The sequence below is a fragment of the Spirosoma harenae genome, from assembly GCF_054776975.1.
This window is the reverse complement of the sequence record NZ_BAAHBD010000039.1, coordinates 226,842-248,555: the sequence shown is the minus strand read 5'-3', so window position 1 is coordinate 248,555 and position 21,714 is coordinate 226,842. Positions and strand designations below refer to the sequence as shown.

Below are 21,714 nucleotides of genomic sequence, written 5' to 3'. Positions count from 1 at the left end.
ATCACATGACTTTTCTCAATTCGGTTATCTGGATTACGGGCGCTTCGTCGGGGATTGGGGAAGCGATTGCAGTAGAATTTGCCAAGCGCCAGAACATCAAACTAGTATTATCAGCACGGCGTGAAGAAGAGTTGCAGCGAGTAGCTCAGCAAACAGGTTTACCAGCTGATGATGTACTGGTGCTGCCGATGGATATGACGGATTTCGACAGTCTGCCAGCTCACGTTGAAACGGTACGCCAACGATTTGGACGAATTGATTATCTGTTTCAGAACGCAGGCATTACTCAGCGAAGTACCGTTTCAGATACCGATTTGTCTGTTTATAGGCGAATTATGGACGTGAATTTCTTTGGTGTTGTAGCACTTACCAAAGCTGTCTTACCGATTATATTAGCGCAAAAAAGTGGACATTTTATTGTCACAAGCAGTGTAGCTGGAAAATTGGCTACCAAACAGCGCTCTGGCTATTCGGCCAGCAAACATGCGTTACATGGCTTTTTCGATGCGTTACGGGCCGAAACGTATGACGAAGGGGGTCGTGTGACAATCGTTTGTCCTGGCTATATCCGAACGGCTATTTCCCTAAATGCTTTAAACGCTACGGGAAGCAAACACGCTAAAATGGATGAAAATCAGGAGAAAGGCATGGCACCTGATGAATTTGCCCAGCGATTGCTAAAAGCCGTTGGCGCGCAAAAAGAGGAAGTGTACATTGGCGGTAGCGAAATCTACGGTATCTACCTCAAGCGATTTTTCCCCAGTTTGCTATCGAGAATTTTACGGAAGCGGAAAGGCACGTGATACTTAATTCTTTGGAGTTTCTGTAAATAGTTTTTTGTCATTCCGACGCAGGAGGAATCTCAAGCTTGACTACTATGGAACTTTGAGATTCCTCCTGCGTCGGAATGACAAAAATTTACTGGAATTAAAGCTTGAACTTCAGCTTCAAACCAATCTATTGTCCGCCCACCGTCAATTCTTTCACCGCAACACCTTTGCTGGAATGTTCCATGTAATCAGTGGTGAGGTGGCAGAGCGTTTTCATACCCAGCACGAAACAGCTTTCATCAATCTGAAAATCAGGCGTATGGTGCGAAGGTACTTCTTCGATTTTTTTTCCTTTGCTCATGCCGCCCAGAAAGTAGAAAAAACCCGGTACTTTCTGCTGGAAGAACGAGAAATCTTCGGCACCCGTCTGCACAGTTGTAAGTTTTACGTTCGACTTACCGGCAACCGCTTCGAGGGTAGGTGCCATTTGATCGGTTAGCTTCGGATCGTTGTACGTTACCGGATACATAATGTCGATTTTCACTTCAGCTTTCGCACCCGCGCTCTCAGCAATGTTCGTCGCAATTTCGTTGATGCGTCGGTGAACCAATTTTTGTGCTTCGGGGCTAAACGTCCGAATGGTACCAATCATGTTCGCTTCTTCCGGAATGATGTTCTGGCGAATACCGCTGTGCAGAGCGCCAACAGTCACTACAGCAGGATTCTCGGTAAGCGTAAGATTTCGGCTAACAATTGTCTGTAACCCCATAACTACCTGGGCTGAGGTAACAATCGGGTCAACGCTCGACCAGGGGGCTGCGCCGTGTGCCTGACGACCTTTAATTTTGATCGCGTAAGAATCAACTGCAGCCATCGTTGCACCAGGACGGTATTTAATGGTACCAACTTCGGTTTGTGAATTGATATGCAGACCAAAAATGGCATCGACTTTGGGACTCTCCAGAACACCTTCTTTAATCATCAGATAGGCACCCCCTTCTTCACCTTGCGGAGCTCCTTCTTCAGCAGGCTGGAAAATGAATTTTACCGTGCCGCGCAAATCAGCTTTTACGGAAGCCAGAATTTCAGCCGCACCCATGAGCATAGCAACGTGCGTATCGTGACCGCAAGCGTGCATAATGCCCGTTTGCTGCCCATTGTATTCCGTCCGTTCCTGCGATTTGAAAGGCAAATCAACTCGTTCTGTTACAGGTAAACCATCCATATCAGCACGCAAAGCCACGACGGGTCCGGGTTTTCCTCCTTTAAGCAACCCGACAACGCCCGTTTTACCAACGCCTGTTTTTACTTCCATACCCAGCGATTGCAGGTGAGCGGCAATCTTGGCGGCTGTCTGAAACTCACGATTACCCAGTTCAGGATGTTGGTGGAAATCCCGGCGCCAGGTAACGACTTTCTTTTCAAGGCCTTCCGCCATTTTATCCATTCGGGTATTTAAGGTAGCCACCTGTCCGAACGACGATTGAGCGATGAGACCGCTTAACACCAGTGAAGAGGCTAATAAGTTACGTTTTTTCATCAAAGGAGATAATTTTTTGCGCTTAGTTAAATTAGGCTTTGAAGATACGTATAAGTCAGTAGAAAATAGGGGGTTCACCAGTAGATATTGATCGATTTAGTAGGAATATGTAAAATATGCAGTTTTATATTTCTCTTTTACAATGCTTTGCAAAACGGGCGGTTTGGCTTTAGCTAATCGTATGAAGAGGAAGAATCAATTATGGCTTCTGGCCTTAATCGCATCTTCCGTAGACAAAATTACCCTCATCAACTGCTTCCTGATTAACTTGCGCGACTATTTGGCAGTCTGTTTGCTAGATAAGCAGATGATACAAGCCTAGTTAGGCCATTTACTGATTTATCCTTACTAATGCAGGTTCTTAAATTCGGCGGCACGTCGGTTGGCTCGGTTGAGAGCATAAAACAAGTTATCCAAATCATTGAAAATCACCGTCAGAACGGCGACCAGATTGTCGTAGTTTTTTCGGCGATGGGCGGTGTCACGAACCAACTCATTGAGATCGGGCGGATGGCCACGACGGGCGAAACCGATTATATGGAACTGGTTCGGCGCATTGAAGACCGGCATTTTACTATCGTGAAAGCGTTGATTCCGGTGAAGGAACAAAGTAAGGTGTTTGCGCATGTGCGGGGTATTATCAATGAACTGGAAGATTTGCTGCGGGGCGTTTCGCTGATTCGTGAACTTACCCTCCGTACCCACGACCTGATCACCAGTTTTGGTGAACGACTCTCTACAACCATCATTACCGAATGTGTAAAAAGTCGCGGGATTCCAGCGCAGTTTTGTGATGCCCGCCAGCTTATCAAAACAGACGCACAATTTGGGCAGGCCGAAGTAAATTATACGCTGACTAACCAACTAATTCAAGCCCATTTTTCGAAAGCCACAGATATACAACTGGTTACGGGTTTTATCGGGTCGACGGAGAAGAACGAAACCACAACGCTAGGTCGGGGTGGATCAGATTATACGGCCAGTATTCTTGGCGCTGCCCTGAATGCCACCGTTATCGACATCTGGACCGACGTTGACGGAATGATGACCGCCGATCCGCGCAAAGTACCGAACGCGTTCAATATTCCGACGATTACCTACGCCGAAGCAATGGAACTCAGCCACTTCGGCGCGAAAGTAATCTACCCACCCAGCCTGCAACCCGCGTTCGCCCGAAACATCCCGATTCGGGTACTGAATACATTCAATCCAACGCACAATGGCACCGTTGTTAGTAGAACGGCTGAACGTCGACAATACACGATTACCGGTATTTCGAGTATCGATGACATTGCGTTGGTGAACGTACAAGGTTCGGGGATGATTGGTGTCGCGGGGGTATCGGCCAAACTGTTTGGTGTACTGGCCATGCACCGTATCAGCGTGATTTTGATTTCACAAGCTTCGTCGGAGCACTCCATCTGTTTTGCCATTGATCCACGCGGAGCCGAACACGTAAAGGTGATTCTGGAGGCTGAATTTGCCACCGAAATTGAACATGGTCACATCGATAGCATTGCCATTGAACGCGATTTGTCGGTGATTGCTACAGTGGGCGAGGGGATGAAAAAAAGCTCAGGTATTGCCGGGAAACTATTTTCTGTATTAGGCAAAAATGGGGTCAATATTGTAGCGGTTGCGCAAGGGTCTTCGGAGATTAATATCTCGGTGGTTATCAATAAAAATAACCTATCAAAAGCACTTAATGCACTGCACAATATTTTCTTCCAATCCGAAGCGCGGGTATTGAATCTGTATCTGGTTGGAACTGGATTGATTGGTAAAACCCTCCTGAAACAGATTTACAATCAGTCGGAATTTCTTCGCACCGAAAAGCTGCTGAAAGTTTGCGTAGTCGGAATGACGAATACCAAAAAAATGCTGCTTGATCCTAAAGGTATCTCGCTGGACGAGTGGCCGGAGCGACTACTGACCGAAGGGGTAACTACTTCATTGCCAGCTTTTGTTGATCGAATTAAAGATTATAATCTGCCGAATTCTGTATTTATTGATTGTACGTCTGATAAAGATATTGTGCAATTTTACGAGTCGCTGTTAGATGGTAATATTTCGGTCGTGACACCCAATAAAGTGGCTAACTCGGGGCCTTACGCCGACTATCGTCGATTGCAGCGGACAGCGTTAAATCGGGGTGTTAAATTCCTGTACGAAACCAATGTAGGAGCCGGATTGCCGATCATCAATACCGTTCAGGGCTTAATGACGGCTGGCGATCAGTTTTTGAAAATAGAAGCCATTCTGTCGGGTACATTATCGTTCATTTTCAACACCTTCCGACCCGGTACCTCCTTCGCTGATGTCGTACGCGAAGCGAAAGAAAAAGGATATACCGAACCCGATCCTCGTGATGATTTAAGTGGATTGGACGTAGCCCGGAAAATCCTGATTTTAGCTCGCGAATCCGGTTTCCCGCTCGAACCTGAGGACGTTACCATTACACCCTTATTACCCGAATCCTGCCAGAAGGCACCGTCTGTTCCCGCCTTTTTTGACGAACTCGAACGTAACAACGACTATTTTGAAAGTCTGCTTGCTGAAGCCGAAGCAAATGGCGAAAAACTTAGGTTTGTGGCAAGTTTCGAGAATAACAAAGCGACAATTGGCTTACGTCCGGTAGGACAGGAGCACCCATTTTATCAACTCACTGGTGCCGATAATATCGTCTCATTTACAACAGAGCGCTATAAAGATCGTCCGCTGGTGATAAAAGGCCCCGGTGCGGGTGCTGAAGTAACAGCTTCCGGCGTATTCGCCGATGTAGTCAGTATCGGGAGTTATTTGGCGTAGGTTTGTATTAAAATGAAAAAAGCTACTATGGAAAATGCTCTGTTACAACGGATTACTCTTAATCCGGATATATGTCATGGCAAGCCGACGATTCGTAATAAACGTTATCCGGTTGAATTAGTTCTTGACCTTCTGGCAGCTGGAATGACTCATCAGGAGATTTTGGATGATTATCCAACATTGGAAGAAGATGACATTCGTGCGTGCCTAGCGTATGCAAGTCGGTTAGCGAGCGTGAAAAGCATTCATAAAGTGCTCGCATGAAGTATCTTATTGATGTTCAATTACCTTATTTGTTGGCCGAAGTGTTACGTCAGAAAGGATTTGACGTGACGCATACCGATGAACTTCCTAATAAAGATGAAACAAGTGATACTGTAATTCGCCAGCTTGCTGCATATAACGATTGGATTGTAGTCTCTAAAGATTCTGATTTCCAAGACAGTTATCTGCTTTTTAAGCAACCACCTCGTTTATTGTTTGTAACGACTGGAAATATCAAAAACAGGAAATTACTCGATTTATTCCGGCTGACAATGTCACAAATTGATACATTATTCGAAAAGCATAGTTTCATCGAACTAAATAATAACGAGTTAATTGTGCATGAATGAAACTGTGTCATCTTTGCCGAATTATCCCGAAAAAATCGTAATTTAGTAAGCTATACATAGCTCTTTCTGTGATTGCCGATAGCCAGCAACAAGCCCTTATTGAACGTATTCGCGACATCGGTCATGCCGAAGCCGTCCGGCGTTTTTTTGGGTTGTTGAAAGAACTGATCGACATCATCAACCTGCCCAACGGCGATGCGCGACTGGCCTTTGTTGTTAGATCGGATAAAGCATCGATTACGGCCAACATTAACTTCTTTCAGGCTTTACGAATTCAAAAACCGCGAAAGGGAGAGGTTGAATATCACTTAACGATTAAGAAATCCTGTTACGACCGGCTCAAAAACATAGAGGAATTAGTCTTTGAGCCGTTGACTGAAAAGTCTGATTACCTGACGGTTATTGTCGGCCAATCGACCGTTCATCTGCTTTATAATCTGACACTACGAACCTGTTGGGAAGATTGCCTGCTCGAGCTGGTTGAAAGCACGAAGCGAGGCCCGCACCTGGCTCGGCACAATACCGATGTGTATGAAGCTGCCGAAGACGAGGCTTTCCTGACCGAATTGATCCGACTGGCCGATGATCCTACACTAGGTGACCGTGTCTTGAATGGACTTGCAGTAGAAGAACCAGAGACGACTTACGAGCCAGAACCAACATTACCCGATCAGCCGCACAATCTGATTTTGTTTGGGCCACCGGGTACGGGGAAAACGTTTGCTTTACAGCCGTATCTGAAAGACAAAAATTCAAGCCTGATTACCTTTCATCCATCGTACAGTTATGAGGAATTTGTAGAAGGTATTCGGCCAGAAGTTTCTGGTGGACAGATTAGTTATAAAATTCGCAAAGGTATTTTTTATCGCGCCTGCCAATTGGCTATTCAACAGGCAGGATATGGCACGTTGGCCGATTGTCTGAACGACTCTGCTGAGAATCGGGCGAAAAAGCTGAAACGGGCGCCAGCTCATTATCTGCTGATTGACGAAGTAAACCGCGCCAACGTCGCCAGCGTATTTGGTGATTTAATCACGTTGCTCGAAGCAGACAAACGTCTTGGGGCTGAACAGGAGCTTTGGTTAACGTTGCCGTATTCGCAGGAGCGATTTGGTGTACCTATCAACCTGTTTGTGATCGGAACCATGAACACAACTGACCGATCGATTGCACTGCTGGACATTGCCTTACGTCGGCGGTTTTCGTTTCGTGAAATGATGCCCAATCCGTCGATACTAGGTCCAGTCGAAAGTGTTGATTTGGCGCAGTTGCTTCGAACGATGAACGAGCGCATTGAATGTTTGCTGGATCGCGATCATCAGATTGGTCATGCGTATTTAACAAATGTTCAAACACATGCTGATCTTTGTCAGGCGTTTCGCGATCGGATTATTCCACTATTGCAGGAGTATTTCTTCAATGACTGGGCCAAAATTCAGTTGGTGCTGGGCGATAATTCGGCCTGGGGCAAAGAGTCCGATCAGCGACTGGTCTGGACAAAAAAGAAATACACGGCCAGTAATGCTAATAAACTATTTGGTGAAATGCCTGATGCTATTGATGACGTTGTAACGTACGAAATCAACCCGAACCTGCAACAGGGAAACTATGTGCAGGTACCAGTAGAAACGTTTATCCGGATTTATCAAAAATGATGGACGAAATAAATCGTGATGGAGCCCCTGCACGATCAGCCATCGTAATTCAAAAACCACTATGCGTGCCCTCGTTCTAACCGAATACAATCAGTTTGACTTACAGGATCTTCCGAAGCCAACCATCAAACCAAACGAAGTACTTGTTCGCGTGCAGGCCGTAGGTATCTGCGGTTCCGATGTGCATGGTATGGACGGAAGTAGTGGCCGACGGATTCCACCTATCGTCATGGGGCACGAAGCGTCGGGTATTATTGCCGAAGTGGGAGAGGACGTAAAAAGCTGGTCTACGGGTGATCGGGTCACTTTCGATTCGACAGTGTATGCACTGGATGATTGGTACAGTCGACGGGGGCAATATAACCTTAGTGATGGTCGGGAAGTGGTGGGCGTATCGACACCCGATTTCAAACGACAGGGGGCATTTGCCGAATATGTATCCGTACCTCAGCATATTTTATATGCCATTCCCGATAACGTTAGCTTTACCCAAGCCGCTCTGGTTGAGCCAGTTGCTGTAGCGCTTCACGCCTTGAGCCTGACGCCTATTCAAGTCAATGATTCGGCGGTTGTGGTTGGTGCTGGGATGATTGGCCTTTTCGTCATTCAGGCGCTGAAACTGGCAGGCTGCGAAACGATCATTGCAATTGATCTTGATGATGATCGACTTGCGCTGGCGGAGACGTTAGGAGCAACGCACACGCTGAACGCTCGTAGTGGCGATATGGCTAAACAAGTGCAGGCATTGACGCACGGTCGCGGAGCTGACGTATCGTTCGAGGTTGTCGGAGCTGGGCCAACGGTCAAAACGGCGATTGATTGTGTCCGCAAAGGGGCAACGGTTACGTTGGTTGGCAATTTGGCTCCAACGGTTGAGCTTCCGCTTCAAGCCGTTGTAACGCGCCAGTTGCGGCTTCAGGGGTCCTGTGCGATCAATGGAGAATATGAAGCGGCTCTAGCGTTGATTTCGTCCGGTCGAATGAATGTTGAAGCGATTCTGAGTGCCGAAGTCCCGCTTGAAGAAGGGGCAGACTGGTTCCGCCGGTTGTATGCAAAAGAGAAAGGATTGATTAAAGTCGTATTGAAGCCTTAACCGACCTTAATCAACGGATAGGTATTCTTCAAATTGAGTACCTATCTGAATTTGAAGTACGTTTTTGTTCAACATGATGATTGTAGCAGTTGAACGAAACGCACATTTGACGGTTGGGCATATTGGGAATTCACTGTACTCAATCTGTACCCCATTTCGCTTAAATCGTCCTCCTGAGCAGCAAGGCGTCGCGTATACGACTCCATTTCGCCTATAAACAAGCGTACCATCGGAGGTATACTCTATGTCGTAAGCTGCATCCGTATCGTACATTGTCCATTCCGAATCCTGTGCCTGACGAACCCTGTTTAGACGCCAACGCTTATATAAATCATCTGTTGAGCCAATTGAGGTATCGCTTTTACAGGCTTCAGCTAAACCTACTAGAAAAGCGATGGTAATCAGGAGGTTTCTCATATGCCTTTACGAAATGACCTTTATCAGCTAGCTACTATTTAATTAGGGATAAGGTTTATAGTAGACCGTCGACCGCGATGTTCTTATTACGAGTTGTGTGGAATCTAGTGCAACAATTTCCCATTGATTATCAATCGCAACACAACTAACTTGAGCGCATATGCCATTGGGCGTGCGTTCAGGCATTGGAATAGATTCTACATTCACAAGGTCTAGTATATTACCCTTCCGCTTAAATCGATAGGGCGAGCAGCACGGATCATATTTGCCATCGGTTCCATACAGAATCATTCCGTTGAATTTATACTCAACAATTGCCCACAAACTTGTTGGTGATACAATTGACGGATCGCCGGTTTGATACTGTACTTTGGTCATTAACCATTTTCGATACAGGGGGTCAGTAGGCAAAGCTTCTTCTTCCTTGCTACACCCTGCAACAACGATCCAGACAAATAATCCCCAAAGCCAGCCTTTCATATATATTATCGGTTTTTGAGTAGATGACTCTATTTTTGGGCATTTAGTTGGAACACGATTTATAGAATCTGAACAATACTCAGACTATATCAATATAATTCTGGGCGATTCAGCGTACTTTCGGGCGATTAATTTTCTGTATATTGATTAAAAGGATCAACCCATGAATGCAATCAACATACAAAATCAAGCTGATCGCTATGTGATCAGTATTGACAAAGGCTCAGTTAGTCAAGAGTTTATGCTTGATTTACTTGAGCGATTACAAATGGAGCAATTAGCACAGAAAATTGATTTTGATGAATCAATACTTACGCTGGGTAAAGAAATCAATGCAAACTGGTGGCAACAAAACAAGCATCGTTTTATTAAAGAGTCCTGATGCGTCCAGTCATTATTGACCATAACATTTTGTTTGCGGCCATTTACACAAGCTCGTCACTTACCCGCCAACGTTTACTGACGAACTCGTTTCATTTTTATACACCCAATTATCTTATTGCTGAATTATTTAAGCATCGACAGCGAATCATTGAGAAATCCAAAGCGACTGAAGAAGAGGTTCTTAGCTACCTGAATCAGGTCATACAGAAAGTTCATTTTTTCAATGAAGAACTAATTAGCACCGAAAACTTCTTCACGGCATATCATCTTTGTAAAGACATTGATGAAAACGATACGGCTTACATTGCCTTAACACTTGAGTTAAATGGTCAACTTTGGACGCGCGATGAAGCATTAAAAACCGGACTTCGTTTACGTGGATTCGACCAATTTTTTGATGAACAAATAATAACCTAATGCCTACTCCTCTTCGCGTCGCCATTATTGGCCCTGGCAAAGTTGCGCATTTACATGCTAAAGCGACCTTGCAAACACCCGATACCGAATTAGTCGCCGTTTATGGACGTACCTACCAAAAAGCGGAAGATTTTGCCAATCAATATAACATTCGGGCGTACAGTGATATTTACGACATGGTTGACCGGGAGAACGTCGATCTATGTCTGGTTTGTACAACACACCCGTCGCACCGGGAGCCAACGGTAGCAGCACTCAATGCTGGCTCGCACGTACTGGTGGAAAAACCCCTGGCGTCGACGCTCGAAGATTGTGATGCCATGATCGAAGCAGCCCGAAAAAATAACCGGTATCTCGGGACGATTAGCCAGCGTCGCTTCTATGCGCCTTCCATGCGGATTCGGGAAGCAATTGATACGGGGAAGATCGGAAAACCTGTGTTGGGTACTGTACAAATGCTAGGTTGGCGTAGCGAGGAATATTACAAAAGTGATGCCTGGCGCGGTACCTGGGCCGACGAAGGCGGTGGCGTATTAGTGAATCAATCCCCTCACCAACTGGATTTATTGCTTTGGTACATGGGCGATATTGACGAAGTATACGGTGTCTGGCGAAACCTGAATCACCCGTATATTGAAGTTGACGATACGGCTCTGGCGATTATCAAATTCAAAAATGGTGGCCTAGGCAACATCATCGTCAGCAACAGTCAGAAACCGGGGATTTTCGGAAAAGTCCACGTTCATGGCGAAAATGGCGCATCCGTTGGTGTGCAAACTGATGGAGGAGCTTTATTTATCGCTGGTATGTCCACCATTACCGATCCACCTGTCAATGATCTTTGGACGGTTCCAGGCGAAGAAGATCAATTAGCCAAATTTGTCGCTGAAGACACTGCTTTCTTCAATACAATCGACGCAACAGTCTACTATTTCGGTTTGCAAATCGCTGAGTTTCGCGACGCTATCCGCGAGAATCGCCCGCCAATTGTGACTGGCGAAGATGGACGTAAAGTAGTCGCTCTTTTCCAGGCCATTTACGAATCGACCCGGACAGGATTGCCCGTGAAGATGTAGTCTTGGATCAAAACCAAAACGGGCAGAAGATCATTACTATCGATCTTCTGCCCGTTTTGGTTTGTACTTCCTACGCTTTACCTAGCTCGGATCAGTCGCTGGCGTTTGGGTATTGTTATCCCGCTCAGTACGTGGATAGGGATAAAAATTGCGAGTCCGTTCCGAACCGGCAGCCCCTGGACCAGGACGGCTGAACCGACGGCTATCTTCCAGCCGGAACCCTGAGTAAGCCAATTCAATATTGCGATTACGTAGAATTTCCAGCAAAATCGCATCGGCAGTTTGAGGGCCACTGTAAGCGGGCAAACCTGCTCCTAAACCATAAATATCGGTTGCTGCCGTTTTGGTCAGTACTTTATTCAACGCTGTTACAGCACCGGCTAAATCACCTTTCCGGGCAGACGCTTCTGCCTGAATCAGCAATACTTCTCCGGGTAAATAGAGCGGAATTGGCGAATTATTGGCAGTGTAGAAACCAGTGCCCAGATTGGCTTTCGTATTGGCTGTCTGTGTATAGAACGCGATACGTTTGTCAGCCGGATCTGGCTGCAACGCTCCCGACAAGCCAAGATTTACGTTTGTTGGTGCCACCACGTTCACATTGCTGAACGCATACAGAAAGAACGGATTCCGGGAGTTGTCGTCAAAATTGAAAACCGACTTCTTGGTCAAGTCAACTTTGGCAGCTGCGGCTAACGCTTTATCGTTATCACCTGCAAAAAGTGCGTAACGAGCAATGAGTGCCTGTAATGTATTCGGAATATCAATACCAGCAGGAACCTTACCCGTAAAATTAGCGGATACCGGATTGGCTGCTACCATCGTAGCGGCTGTTTCAAGAGACGTAATAGCCTCTTTCAGCAATTGTGCCCGTTCAACAAAGGGTGAATTATCCTGCGAAATAATCGGCGCAGACTGGAAAAACTGAGCCAGTGTGCCCAACGCCAGCGCCCGGAAAATAGATGCGTAAGCCACGATTCCACTTTTCGTACCCGGATCGTTGACAACACCTGTATTAGCCAGCACCAAATCAGCGTTGGAACGAAGTAATTGGGCCTGTGTCCAGATCGTGCGAACAACACCATTGCTATTGGTCACGTTGGCTTGCCCTTGTTGCAGCGCAAATTCTTCACCATTTCCCTGATTGAGTACAATCATTTCGTTGGTTGTTAGCCCACTAGCGGTTACGGCACTTCCAAGGACAGAACCACCACCGCCAACTGAATAGCGGTACTGGAGACTATTACATACGGTGATCAGTCCATCGGCAGAGCTAACTACCTGCGGCTGGCTGGCCGTACTGGGGTTCAGGTATTCCTGATTACAGGCATTTTGCGTGATGAGCAGACCTGATAGAACAGTCGTTATAAGAAGTTTTTTCATGATTTTATAAGTCATTACGGCGATTGACCTGGTTTAGAATGTTACGCCCAGTTTGAGTTGATATGTACGTGGAATAGGCACATTACCAAAATCGAGACCACGTAATAAATCGTTAGTGCCACCTGCGTTAGTTTCAGGGTCAAAGCCAGTGTAATTATCCCACGAATACAGGTTGCGACCGATCAACGATACGTTGATATTGCTTACCGATTTAATCAGTTTAGGCAGCGTATAGCTGAGCGAAACCTCCCGCAATTTGGTGTAGGCACCACTTTCAACCCGCCATTCTTCGGTATTATAAATGGCGAAAATGTAGCCCCGAGGTAGTTCGCCCTTTAGTTCTTTCTCTACGTAATCACCCATACCCACCCCTTGGCGAGTCCGTCGGTCTGCGTTGAAGACATCAACACCCTGAACCATATCCAACAGAATATGCAGCGTTAACGCCTTGTAATTCAGGTTTGTCGAGAACGAGCCCGTCCATTTCGGATTTGGGTTGGCGATAACGATATTGGCGGTTGGGAATTTTGTATCGGGCTGGCCAGCATTCGTTTGTCCTTCTGCAATACGAGCGACTGTATAGTCTGTCGAGCCTACTACCTGGCTGGATGCCCGTTCGGACTGCGGGAATCCTTGTGGAGTTAACAACAGGTCGCCATTTGGATTGCGGGCGTAGCCTGTTCCGTAAAAAACGCTGGCGGGCTGACCTTGTAACAGATAAGGCGCACCAGCCGGTGACGAGATAGCAATGGCAGGGCTACCTAACGACAGTACCTTGTTACGGTTTTGGTTGAAAATCGCGGTGAAATCCCAGTTGAAATCTTTGGTTTTAACCGGAACAACGTCCAATACAACTTCAACCCCTTTGTTTTCCATCGTGCCCACGTTGTTAACAATACTTGCTCCGCCTGTTGATGGAGCCAGCACGCGGTTTACGACCAGATCTTTAATCTGCTGATTGTAAACCGTAACGCCTAAACCAATCCGGTTTTTGAGGAACGACAGGTCAGCGCCCACTTCAATTTCAGCCATCCGTTCTGGACGAACCAGCGGGTTTGCCAATTGTGAACTTGGCAGCAATGTATTTTTGCCCAGATAAGCCACTGGCGAGAACTGATAGAATCGGCTATATGAACCAACACCCGACAGGTTTCCGGCTTCACCATAACTCGCGCGTAATTTCAAGCTATTGAACGCATCATTGAACGCGCCATTTTTCCAGAAATCCAGATCAGATACAACCAGCGATCCACTTACCTTCGGATAGAATTGATTGGTTACGGAAGGAGAGAATTTAGATGATTGGTCGCGACGGATGGCTCCTGTCAGGAAGGCCAGGTTTTTGTAGCCAAAGGTTGCCTGGACGAAATAACCACTCAGATTGTAGCGATCCAGACTGTAGTCGGCCAGAACGGTCGTACTAGCGGCTCCGCGTACTGTTTCAATAAATGGCGATAGGTTTTGGCCTTGAGCTGTCGAATAATCGGATCGGAAAAACTGATAGTTATACCCAGCTACGGCATTCAGTTTAAAATCGTCCGTCAGTTGACGTTCGTAGCTAACATTGAAATCTGAATTCAACTGTAATACAGTGTTGTTACCCGTAGCCGAAAAACCTTGTGGATATAAGTTCGCTCCCAAAGATGCCTGAGCGACGTAAGGATAAGGCCGGATGTAGTTCTGCCCAACCTGGCCATATGTATCAACCCCCAGAATGTAGTCTACAGTTAGCCCTTTCAGTGGAGTCAGATTCAACTGTACATCGCTGATCGTCCGGTTGACCGACTGCGTAAACTTCATGTCCTCAATAGTTGACAATGGGTTCACACGTGGGCCTTCCACGGCCTGTAAGTTGCCTGAAGCATCCCGCTTCGTAATGTCGTAGATGTTGTTCAGAATGGTCACCGAGTTCATTGGGCTATAGAATACGTTCCCGTTCGCTTTCTCGTTGGAGAAACTGTTTACGTAGCTTAAGCCAGCCGAAAGTTTAGCCCAGTTTGTTAGCCGCTGATCGACGCGGGCGCGCAGATTGTAGCGTGTGAAATCCGTTCCTTTAATAATACCCTCATTTTTCAGGTAGCCGAACGAAACATAATACTGCGTGTTATCACGCCCACCCGAAATCGAAATGGCGTTGTCGGTGCCGTAGCCTGTCCGGAAGATCTGATCGAAATAATTGTAACGCGGTACATTATCAACCACATTCGACAGCAGTGGGTTATTGGTACCATCTCGAACAATGGTTGTAAACGTAGTGGCTGGATTTAGCGCCAATGCTGCTGTCTGTGCCGATCCGGGTGCAAATACCTGAATTGGGAAAAGCCGTTGTTGTGCGTTACCAAAGGTTTTGTTATATAAGTTAACAGGAACGCTTTTTCGTAGCTCGTTGATGTTGTACGAAGTTGAGAAAGTAACCTTGGGGGCGCCTGTTGAGCCGCGTTTAGTCGTAATCAAAACAACCCCGTTAGCTGCCCGCGATCCGTATTGAGCAGCCGCAGCCGCTCCGTTAATGACGTTCAGGGTAGCAATATCGTTTGGATTTATATCGGCCAGACGGTTTGTTCCGGGCTGAGCAGAACCAATCTGATCCGCCACCGCCAGTTGTGATACGTTTGCACTCTGGTTACTAACGATAACACCATCAATAACATACAGTGGATCTGAAGAGCCGGAGAGCGATTTTATACCTCGCAAACGAATCGAGATTGACCCGGAAGGGTCGCCGGAGTTCTGGGTAATCTGAGCCCCCGGAACTTTACCCTGCAAAGCATTCAACAAACCAGCAGAACCCGTCTGCTGTAAATCAGCGGCTTTGATTGTACTGATCGCATTACCCAACTGACGACGAGGGCCACTCAATGTAGAACCGACAACAACGACTTCATCCAGATTAGCAATGTCTTCCTTTAACGTGGCGTTTGCCGTTACGGTTTCGGCGTTTCCAAGCGAAATGCTCTGTTTCGCAGAAGCATAGCCAATCGCCGAAAAATTAAGCGAGTAAGCGCCGGGTGCCAGATTCGTACTAAATGAATAATTCCCATCTGGATCGGAGGCCGTTCCGGTGTTGGTGCCTACGATTTGTACAGTCACACCAGGAAGTCCTAAGCCACTAGCATCGGTCACGCGGCCACTGATTGTAAATCGATTACTTTGCGCCATTGCTGACGTACAAAGCACTAAAGCCAGACATACCATCCACAGATGATGAATACGCTGGTGAACAAACCCGTACTTGTTGTTCATAGGTAAGTAAAAGTTAGTAGGTAAAATAAAAAGGAAACTAAATTTAACAGGAAATATAGCTATAAAAGCCTGCCTAAAGACATTGTCACTTCGAGTTTCGTTGCAAAAGATCTAAATGCCTTTTTTAGTAAATTTGAATCTTTGATAAGTTCTATATACTTCATGATCAATCGTTCGCAAACCGGCTGGATAGTCAGCATTCTTATTCTGGTAACCCAACTGGCCAATGCCCAGCAAACCAAACAGCGTTATTCCGACTTGCGGCAAGCGCTCTTTGCAGGAGGGCAATTGATGGGTTCGCAAGGGCCTCGTTCAGTCAACTGGATTGAGGAAGGGGCTAAATTTTCATTTATCGACGGGCAGAATACGATCAAGACGCTGTCGCCCAAAGATCAGAAAGAAGAAGTCGTTTTCGACGGAAGTCAGCTAAAGTTTCCGGGCACAGACCGGGCTTTTGCGTATGGCTCCTTCCAATGGTCGAAAGACTCGAAAAATATCCTGTTCCAAAGCAATTTTCGGCCTGTTTATCGGCATTCTGGTATCTCGGATTACTACGTTTATTCGGTAGCCAATAAAAACCTGAAATTAGTTGCTAAAGATGCGCAAACGGCTGAGCTATCACCTGATGGACAGAAAATCGGTTACGAACGCGGAGGCAATCTGTTCGTCTTTGATTTTGCTACCCAAAAAGAATCGCAACTAACCGACGATGCGAAAGCGGCTTTCTACAACGGTCGTTTTGGCTGGGCGTATGAGGAAGAATTCGGTTTAGCGCAGGCCTGGGAATGGTCGCCGGATAGCAAGTTTATGGCGTTCTGGCAATCGGATGAACGACAGGTCCCAATCTACCGATTGACTGATTACAAAGGGTTCGATGAAAAATACGATTCCTTACCTTATCCACGTGTTGGCGATCAAAATCCAACCGTTCGCATTGGTGTCATTGATGTTACGGCCAAAACAAAGCAGTGGATGAAAGTAGAGCTAGGTGATGGCTACATTCCGCGAATCTATTGGACATCGCAGGAAGGTCAACTGGCATTGATGCATCTGAACCGCAAACAGAATCATTTGAAATTGTTCATGGCCGATGTGCGCACGGGTAACGCTCGTCAGGTCATGGAGGAAAAGTCAAATGCCTGGATCGACATCTTTGATTTCTTCGCGGGAATCAATCACCTGATCTATTTTCCGGCTGGTGTGCAGGAGTTTTTCTGGGTTTCTGAACGCGATGGATATGCTCATCTGTATCGGTATAATTATGCTGGCAAACTACTCAATGCCGTTACGAGCGGGAAATGGGAAGTGACCTACGTGCACCACATTGACCCGAAAGCGAAGAAAGTCTATTTCACTTCGACCGAAGCGTCGCCATTAGAGCGGCAATTATTTGTGGCAGATGTAGATGGTAAAAACAAGCGACGACTGACTACCGTACCTGGAAAGCATACAGTAAATTTTTCACCAAATGGTCAGTATTTTATTGATAAATATTCAAACGTATCAACGCCCGTTCAGGTTGAATTACGGGATACGAAAGGCCAGTTAATCAAGGCGTTGGAAACGAATAAACGCGTGTCTGATTACGTTGCCAATCATGGCTACGCTTTTAAAGAACTGGCTAGTTTTACGACTTCGGATGGTCAACTAATAGATATTTCGATTATCAAACCCGTTGATTTTGACCCAAGTAATAAATATCCGGTTGTGATGGATATCTACGGTGGCCCCGGCGCTCAATCAGTGTATAACGAGTTTGCAACAACGGGCTGGCACCAGTGGCTGGCTCAAACGGGCTACGTAGTTGTAAGCGTAAACAACCGGGGTAGCGGTGGCTACGGACGTGATTTTGAGAAGATTGTTTACGAAAAGCTGGGTAAATATGAAAGCCTGGATTTTGCGGAGACGGCTGCCTACCTGGCGAAACTTCCCTGGATAGACGCCAACCGTATGGCAATTCGGGGACACAGTTATGGCGGATTCATGAGCAGCTATACCATGCTGACCCATCCCGGTGTATTCAAACTCTCCATTGTTGGTGCTCCTGTCACGGACTGGCGGCTTTACGACTCGATTTATACGGAGCGATACATGGGATTACTGCCTGAGAATAACGAGAAATATAAAGCGAGTGCCGTGACAACCTACGCCAAAAACTTGGCTGGAAAGATGTTCATCGCGCACTCGACCATGGACGAAAACGTACACGTCCGAAATACGTTTCAACTCATGAACGCCCTGGAAGACGCTGGGAAGGATGCCGATTTGCGGATTTATCCACCCGGTGCGCATGGCGTTGCTTATAGTGCCGAAACGCAATTGCTCCTCTATCAGCAATACACAACCTATCTGGAAACGAATTTGAAAGGAGCTCCAGTAAATTAAAAAATAAACCCGACTCCATATTAGTCGGGTTTATTTTTTTTAACAAAAATTACTCATAATCAATTACTTAGTAAAAATACTTACTCTCCACAGATTTAATAGTCTATGTGGCTGATTAGCAGAATCTTAAACAAACTTATTGGTTAGTGGTTAATTAATACTGAAAGCCTTTACTAACTGATAGAGGCATAATTTAATCAGTAATCGTTATGAAAAAGTTAATCATCGCTGCCTCTGCCTGCGCTCTGCTGGCAGTCGCACAACCAGGATTTGCTCAGGCAGTTCAGGTAGGGAAAGCAGCTAAAAAAGAAATGAAAGCTGAGAAGAAAGTATCTAAGGCGCATGAACTTCGGCATAATGCCCGAACTGGCAAAGGTATTGAAGTAGCTGGTGTTTCCGATTCGAAAACAAGAATGGCCAAAGCCGACCGAAAAATAGAAAAAGCTGAAAAGAAAGAATTAAAAGGCGAAGCTAAAGAGCTAAAAGCTGTCGCTAAAGTAAAAACGAAAAAAGCCGCTGGTGTTGATTAGCAGCGGATTAGTTAAGAATAAATAGAGTTTCCACCATTCAATAATCAATTGATTCACATCAAGTAAAAAACGTAGTCAGAATCCTCTGACTACGTTTTTTTATGGCTATCCTTGTCGCAATGCCCGGCGTATGACTTCCTCAACCGTCAGATTTGGCTCTGCTTTTAGTGCATCGTCCACACTTTTTTCGGCGGTTGGCTTGGGAAATCCTAACGCAACCAGTGCCGCCAGCGATTCTTCACGAACGGGATTGGTCGTTTGTTGGCGATAGGTTGGCCCATCAGGAACCACACCCGAACGCTTCATCTTGTCGCGTAATTCGAGAATAATTCGTTGAGCCGTTTTCGCGCCAATACCTTTAATTGCCTGTACTGCCCGAACGTTTTCACCCAGAATTGCCAATCGCAAATCGCCTGGTTGCATAGCCGAAAGCATGCCTAACGCGGTATTCGGACCAACTCCCGAAACACCAATCAAGTCCAGAAAAAGTGACTTTTCGTCGGCATTAGCGAACCCATAAAGCGCTTGGTTATCCTCGCGGAACAGGTGGTGAATAAACAGTTTTATGCGATCACCACCGCCGGGCAACACTGAGTAGGTCTGTAGAGAAATATGAACCATATAGCCAACTCCATGAACATCAATTATGGTATGAGTTGGCTCTTTGTAGGTGAGAATCCCGTCTAAATAAGCAATCATTACTGAGCTTTAAAGGCTTATAGATAAGCCTGTTATGTGTATATAAAGATACAAAAAACCGACGACTTTTTCTAGGAAAAATCGTCGGTTTTACGTTGCTGTGTTCTCTTAATTAAGTTTTTCCTGCAGTAGTCTAAAAATCGCTTTAACGTCTTGCTGCATTTCGTCTTGCCGGGCTTCCATACGAGCTTGACCAGCTTTTAAATCAGCAACATCTGTTTTTAAACCTGAAACATCTTCTTTTAGAACGGCGACGTCTGTTTTCAAACCAGCAACATCTTCTTTTAGAACGGCGACGTCCGTCTTTAAGCCAGCAACATCATTGGCAATCTGGTTGGTCCGTTCTTCTAATAAATCAACTTTTACTTCCAGTCGATTAAGGCGTTGAATAACGACTTCAACCTGTTCGCGGGTATCCGTTACGTAATCGACAATTTTTCCGATCTGGAAAATAATACGTCCCTGCGTCCGAACTACATCGGCTAAAACAGGTTCAATTTGGTCTAATCGCTCGTCAGAGGTCATGGGGATTCATCAATTAGGTAAATATAATGAATCAGACGATATACTTACTGTTTGGTTACCCTAGCCTACGATTAATTTCTGCCCTGGTCGGAGTGAACTGTTACGGATATGGTTCAGCTTCTTGAGTCGTTCAATCGTCAGCCCGTCGTATCGCTGAGCAATATTCCAGAGCGTATCACCATTCTGAACACGGTGGTAGCGTGGTTTATAACGCTTTGTCTTGGCAAGCTCTTCCGCTTTTTTGCGGCCTTTAGTTGTTCCCTGATGAGCAAGTCGTTCGGTGCGGGTTTCTTTTACTTCTTTTAAAATCGTCAACTTCTGTCCCCGCTGAATTTTGGTGGAACGAAGATGATTCCATCGTTTTAGATCGTATAATTCAACGTTGAAACGGTCAGCTATTTCGCCCAGGTTATCTCCTTTTCTGACGACATACGTCTGTTTGCGGGGTTTCCGCATAACAACAGTTTCGATATCTTCTTCCGATTCTTCATCATCTAGATCAACGGCTGCTACCCGAACCGATTCCGCAGCCGATGCTTCCAGCGTAATGTTTGCCAATGCATTATGGCTTCTTGCTGCCCAGGAACCCATTGAGTCAGCACCATAGCGAACATCTTCGGCCGATGCCAGCAAAATATGCTCCATGCGTCCAGGTATTCGGCCGGATGAATCCATAATCATCCGGCGATGACTGGCAAAATAATCGTATTGTTCGCGGGGGACACGCAATGGATAATTACGTGTATAATTAGGCAAAATGGTTGTCGTAATGGCTGGATTCATCTTCTGCAAATCAGCCAACGGCATCAGGCTGTGTCTGGCAAACGCTTCAAGATTGAAATAGCCCGTAATCTGAATGGTATCGTGCGGAATCGGATACTGAAAATTTTCGGCGACGATGCCATGGTCATTCGCATGGTTCATCAGATACGTGAAGGCCACAAACTGAGGAACATAACCACGCGTTTCTTTCGGAAGCGCATCATAGATGGTGTAAAACGAATCACCACCTGTTCGGCGCATGGCTCGTTTAACAGCACCTGGTCCACAGTTATAGGCTGCCATCGCCAGTTCCCAATCGCCAAAGATTTTATATAAATCCCGAAGATATTTGCAGGCCGCTTCCGTTGCTTTTACGGGATCCATTCGCTCATCGACATAATCATCCTGATACAACCGGAGATCGCGACCCGTTCCGGGCATGATCTGCCATAATCCTCCTGCTCCGGCTCTGGAAATAGCGCGCGGATTTAAGGCTGATTCAACAATAGAGAGGTATTTTAATTCATTTGGCAGTTCGTATTCTGCCAGCATGCGCTCATAAAGTGGGAAGAAAAGCGGTATCCGCTCCAGCATACTTTGTGTGTAGCTGGCTCGGCGGAATGTGAAATAGTCAATATAGGCCTGAACGGCTTTGTGGTAATTTAAGGGAATGTCTTTCTGTAACTTCGATAGTCGTTCGCGAATTAGACTGTCTGGTACGGTTGGTACGTAGGCCAGTGTGTCTTTCTTGACGATTGTACTGTCCAATTGAATCGTAGTCTCGGCGTGGGCGATGCTTGTCAGACCCACTACCACACTCAACAGCCCCATACTTAACAGGCTACGGTTCAGGTAGTTCATATAGATTTTAGATTCGTTACGTATTTCGGTATTATATAGGATATAGGAGGTATGATGTAAGTTTATAGAACT

19 protein-coding genes are annotated in these 21,714 nt (G+C 46.0%); 11 read left to right on the top strand and 8 right to left on the bottom strand.

Features of this window, described 5'->3' with window-relative positions; all coding sequences use genetic code 11:
• The first annotated feature begins 5 nt into the window (after positions 1-5).
• Positions 6-803 (top strand): SDR family oxidoreductase, encoded by a 798-nt coding sequence (locus ACYVE4_RS30845; protein WP_461044271.1) that lies wholly within the window; start codon positions 6-8, stop codon positions 801-803.
• 154 nt (positions 804-957) lie between these two features.
• Here ACYVE4_RS30845 and ACYVE4_RS30840 read toward each other — a convergent pair whose 3' ends face one another.
• On the bottom strand, positions 958-2,310 hold the full coding sequence (locus ACYVE4_RS30840; RefSeq protein WP_461044270.1) for an amidohydrolase: 1,353 nt from the start codon (positions 2,308-2,310) through the stop codon (positions 958-960).
• Between the two features lie 351 nt (positions 2,311-2,661).
• Between ACYVE4_RS30840 and thrA the strand changes: the two genes are divergently transcribed.
• From thrA to ACYVE4_RS30815, 5 genes are all read left to right on the top strand, one after another.
• Positions 2,662-5,118, top strand: a complete 2,457-nt coding sequence (gene thrA, locus ACYVE4_RS30835; protein WP_461044269.1) for a bifunctional aspartate kinase/homoserine dehydrogenase I — start codon at positions 2,662-2,664, stop codon at positions 5,116-5,118.
• 12 nt (positions 5,119-5,130) lie between these two features.
• A complete protein-coding gene (locus tag ACYVE4_RS30830) occupies positions 5,131-5,382 on the top strand; it encodes a DUF433 domain-containing protein (RefSeq protein ID WP_461044268.1) in 252 nt (83 codons plus the stop codon).
• Positions 5,379-5,732 (top strand): DUF5615 family PIN-like protein, encoded by a 354-nt coding sequence (locus tag ACYVE4_RS30825; protein ID WP_461044267.1) that lies wholly within the window; start codon positions 5,379-5,381, stop codon positions 5,730-5,732. Before ACYVE4_RS30830 ends, ACYVE4_RS30825 begins: the two co-directional genes overlap by 4 nt.
• A gap of 68 nt (positions 5,733-5,800) precedes the next feature.
• On the top strand, positions 5,801-7,387 hold the full coding sequence (locus tag ACYVE4_RS30820) for an McrB family protein (protein WP_461044266.1): 1,587 nt from the start codon (positions 5,801-5,803) through the stop codon (positions 7,385-7,387).
• Positions 7,388-7,448: 61 nt separating this feature from the next.
• Positions 7,449-8,480 (top strand): galactitol-1-phosphate 5-dehydrogenase, encoded by a 1,032-nt coding sequence (locus ACYVE4_RS30815; protein ID WP_461044265.1) that lies wholly within the window; start codon positions 7,449-7,451, stop codon positions 8,478-8,480.
• Between the two features lie 6 nt (positions 8,481-8,486).
• Here the strand turns inward: ACYVE4_RS30815 and ACYVE4_RS30810 are convergent, their stop codons facing one another.
• Together ACYVE4_RS30810 and ACYVE4_RS30805 are read right to left on the bottom strand one after the other, a co-directional pair.
• Positions 8,487-8,897, bottom strand: a complete 411-nt coding sequence (locus ACYVE4_RS30810) for a hypothetical protein (RefSeq protein WP_461044264.1) — start codon at positions 8,895-8,897, stop codon at positions 8,487-8,489.
• Positions 8,898-8,939: 42 nt separating this feature from the next.
• Entirely contained in the window at positions 8,940-9,377 is a 438-nt protein-coding gene (locus ACYVE4_RS30805; RefSeq protein WP_461044263.1) for a hypothetical protein, read from the bottom strand.
• Between the two features lie 163 nt (positions 9,378-9,540).
• Between ACYVE4_RS30805 and ACYVE4_RS30800 the strand changes: the two genes are divergently transcribed.
• Genes ACYVE4_RS30800 through ACYVE4_RS30790 form a run of 3 tightly spaced genes read left to right on the top strand, consistent with a single transcriptional unit; the run spans position 9,541 to position 11,254 of the window.
• Positions 9,541-9,759: a hypothetical protein gene (locus ACYVE4_RS30800; RefSeq protein ID WP_461044262.1), complete on the top strand. Its 219-nt coding sequence runs from the start codon at positions 9,541-9,543 to the stop codon at positions 9,757-9,759.
• Entirely contained in the window at positions 9,759-10,178 is a 420-nt protein-coding gene (locus ACYVE4_RS30795; protein WP_461044261.1) for a PIN domain-containing protein, read from the top strand. The genes ACYVE4_RS30800 and ACYVE4_RS30795 overlap by 1 nt, the downstream gene beginning before the upstream one ends.
• The gene (locus ACYVE4_RS30790) at positions 10,178-11,254 is read left to right on the top strand and encodes a Gfo/Idh/MocA family protein (RefSeq protein WP_461044260.1); all 1,077 of its coding nucleotides are present in this window, start codon (positions 10,178-10,180) and stop codon (positions 11,252-11,254) included. The genes ACYVE4_RS30795 and ACYVE4_RS30790 overlap by 1 nt, the downstream gene beginning before the upstream one ends.
• 81 nt (positions 11,255-11,335) lie before the next feature.
• Here the strand turns inward: ACYVE4_RS30790 and ACYVE4_RS30785 are convergent, their stop codons facing one another.
• Both ACYVE4_RS30785 and ACYVE4_RS30780 read right to left on the bottom strand, forming a co-directional pair.
• On the bottom strand, positions 11,336-12,637 hold the full coding sequence (locus ACYVE4_RS30785) for a RagB/SusD family nutrient uptake outer membrane protein (protein ID WP_461044259.1): 1,302 nt from the start codon (positions 12,635-12,637) through the stop codon (positions 11,336-11,338).
• Between the two features lie 33 nt (positions 12,638-12,670).
• Positions 12,671-15,880 (bottom strand): SusC/RagA family TonB-linked outer membrane protein, encoded by a 3,210-nt coding sequence (locus ACYVE4_RS30780; protein ID WP_461044258.1) that lies wholly within the window; start codon positions 15,878-15,880, stop codon positions 12,671-12,673.
• Between the two features lie 162 nt (positions 15,881-16,042).
• On the opposite strand from ACYVE4_RS30780, the gene ACYVE4_RS30775 reads away from it, so the two are divergent.
• Together ACYVE4_RS30775 and ACYVE4_RS30770 are read left to right on the top strand one after the other, a co-directional pair.
• The gene (locus ACYVE4_RS30775; RefSeq protein ID WP_461044257.1) at positions 16,043-18,265 is read left to right on the top strand and encodes a S9 family peptidase; all 2,223 of its coding nucleotides are present in this window, start codon (positions 16,043-16,045) and stop codon (positions 18,263-18,265) included.
• 209 nt (positions 18,266-18,474) lie between these two features.
• The gene (locus ACYVE4_RS30770; RefSeq protein WP_461044256.1) at positions 18,475-18,795 is read left to right on the top strand and encodes a hypothetical protein; all 321 of its coding nucleotides are present in this window, start codon (positions 18,475-18,477) and stop codon (positions 18,793-18,795) included.
• Positions 18,796-18,900: 105 nt separating this feature from the next.
• Here ACYVE4_RS30770 and ruvA read toward each other — a convergent pair whose 3' ends face one another.
• From ruvA to ACYVE4_RS30755, 3 genes are all read right to left on the bottom strand, one after another.
• A complete protein-coding gene (ruvA, locus tag ACYVE4_RS30765; RefSeq protein ID WP_461044255.1) occupies positions 18,901-19,494 on the bottom strand; it encodes a Holliday junction branch migration protein RuvA in 594 nt (197 codons plus the stop codon).
• A 108-nt stretch (positions 19,495-19,602) separates the two neighbouring features.
• The gene (locus tag ACYVE4_RS30760; RefSeq protein WP_461044254.1) at positions 19,603-20,019 is read right to left on the bottom strand and encodes a hypothetical protein; all 417 of its coding nucleotides are present in this window, start codon (positions 20,017-20,019) and stop codon (positions 19,603-19,605) included.
• A gap of 60 nt (positions 20,020-20,079) precedes the next feature.
• Positions 20,080-21,642 (bottom strand): lytic transglycosylase domain-containing protein, encoded by a 1,563-nt coding sequence (locus tag ACYVE4_RS30755; RefSeq protein WP_461044253.1) that lies wholly within the window; start codon positions 21,640-21,642, stop codon positions 20,080-20,082.
• Positions 21,643-21,714 lie beyond the last annotated feature (72 nt).

Bases quoted from the DNA above. Each gene is read 5' to 3' on its own strand.
- ACYVE4_RS30845 (WP_461044271.1), top strand. From the start codon at position 6: ATGACTTTTCTCAATTCGGTTATCTGGATTACGGGCGCTTCGTCGGGG.
- ACYVE4_RS30840 (WP_461044270.1), bottom strand. From the start codon at position 2,310: ATGAAAAAACGTAACTTATTAGCCTCTTCACTGGTGTTAAGCGGTCTC.
- thrA (WP_461044269.1), top strand. From the start codon at position 2,662: ATGCAGGTTCTTAAATTCGGCGGCACGTCGGTTGGCTCGGTTGAGAGC.
- ACYVE4_RS30830 (WP_461044268.1), top strand. From the start codon at position 5,131: ATGAAAAAAGCTACTATGGAAAATGCTCTGTTACAACGGATTACTCTT.
- ACYVE4_RS30825 (WP_461044267.1), top strand. From the start codon at position 5,379: ATGAAGTATCTTATTGATGTTCAATTACCTTATTTGTTGGCCGAAGTG.
- ACYVE4_RS30815 (WP_461044265.1), top strand. From the start codon at position 7,449: ATGCGTGCCCTCGTTCTAACCGAATACAATCAGTTTGACTTACAGGAT.
- ACYVE4_RS30810 (WP_461044264.1), bottom strand. From the start codon at position 8,897: ATGAGAAACCTCCTGATTACCATCGCTTTTCTAGTAGGTTTAGCTGAA.
- ACYVE4_RS30805 (WP_461044263.1), bottom strand. From the start codon at position 9,377: ATGAAAGGCTGGCTTTGGGGATTATTTGTCTGGATCGTTGTTGCAGGG.
- ACYVE4_RS30800 (WP_461044262.1), top strand. From the start codon at position 9,541: ATGAATGCAATCAACATACAAAATCAAGCTGATCGCTATGTGATCAGT.
- ACYVE4_RS30795 (WP_461044261.1), top strand. From the start codon at position 9,759: ATGCGTCCAGTCATTATTGACCATAACATTTTGTTTGCGGCCATTTAC.
- ACYVE4_RS30790 (WP_461044260.1), top strand. From the start codon at position 10,178: ATGCCTACTCCTCTTCGCGTCGCCATTATTGGCCCTGGCAAAGTTGCG.
- ACYVE4_RS30785 (WP_461044259.1), bottom strand. From the start codon at position 12,637: ATGAAAAAACTTCTTATAACGACTGTTCTATCAGGTCTGCTCATCACG.
- ACYVE4_RS30780 (WP_461044258.1), bottom strand. From the start codon at position 15,880: ATGAACAACAAGTACGGGTTTGTTCACCAGCGTATTCATCATCTGTGG.
- ACYVE4_RS30775 (WP_461044257.1), top strand. From the start codon at position 16,043: ATGATCAATCGTTCGCAAACCGGCTGGATAGTCAGCATTCTTATTCTG.
- ACYVE4_RS30770 (WP_461044256.1), top strand. From the start codon at position 18,475: ATGAAAAAGTTAATCATCGCTGCCTCTGCCTGCGCTCTGCTGGCAGTC.
- ruvA (WP_461044255.1), bottom strand. From the start codon at position 19,494: ATGATTGCTTATTTAGACGGGATTCTCACCTACAAAGAGCCAACTCAT.
- ACYVE4_RS30760 (WP_461044254.1), bottom strand. From the start codon at position 20,019: ATGACCTCTGACGAGCGATTAGACCAAATTGAACCTGTTTTAGCCGAT.
- ACYVE4_RS30755 (WP_461044253.1), bottom strand. From the start codon at position 21,642: ATGAACTACCTGAACCGTAGCCTGTTAAGTATGGGGCTGTTGAGTGTG.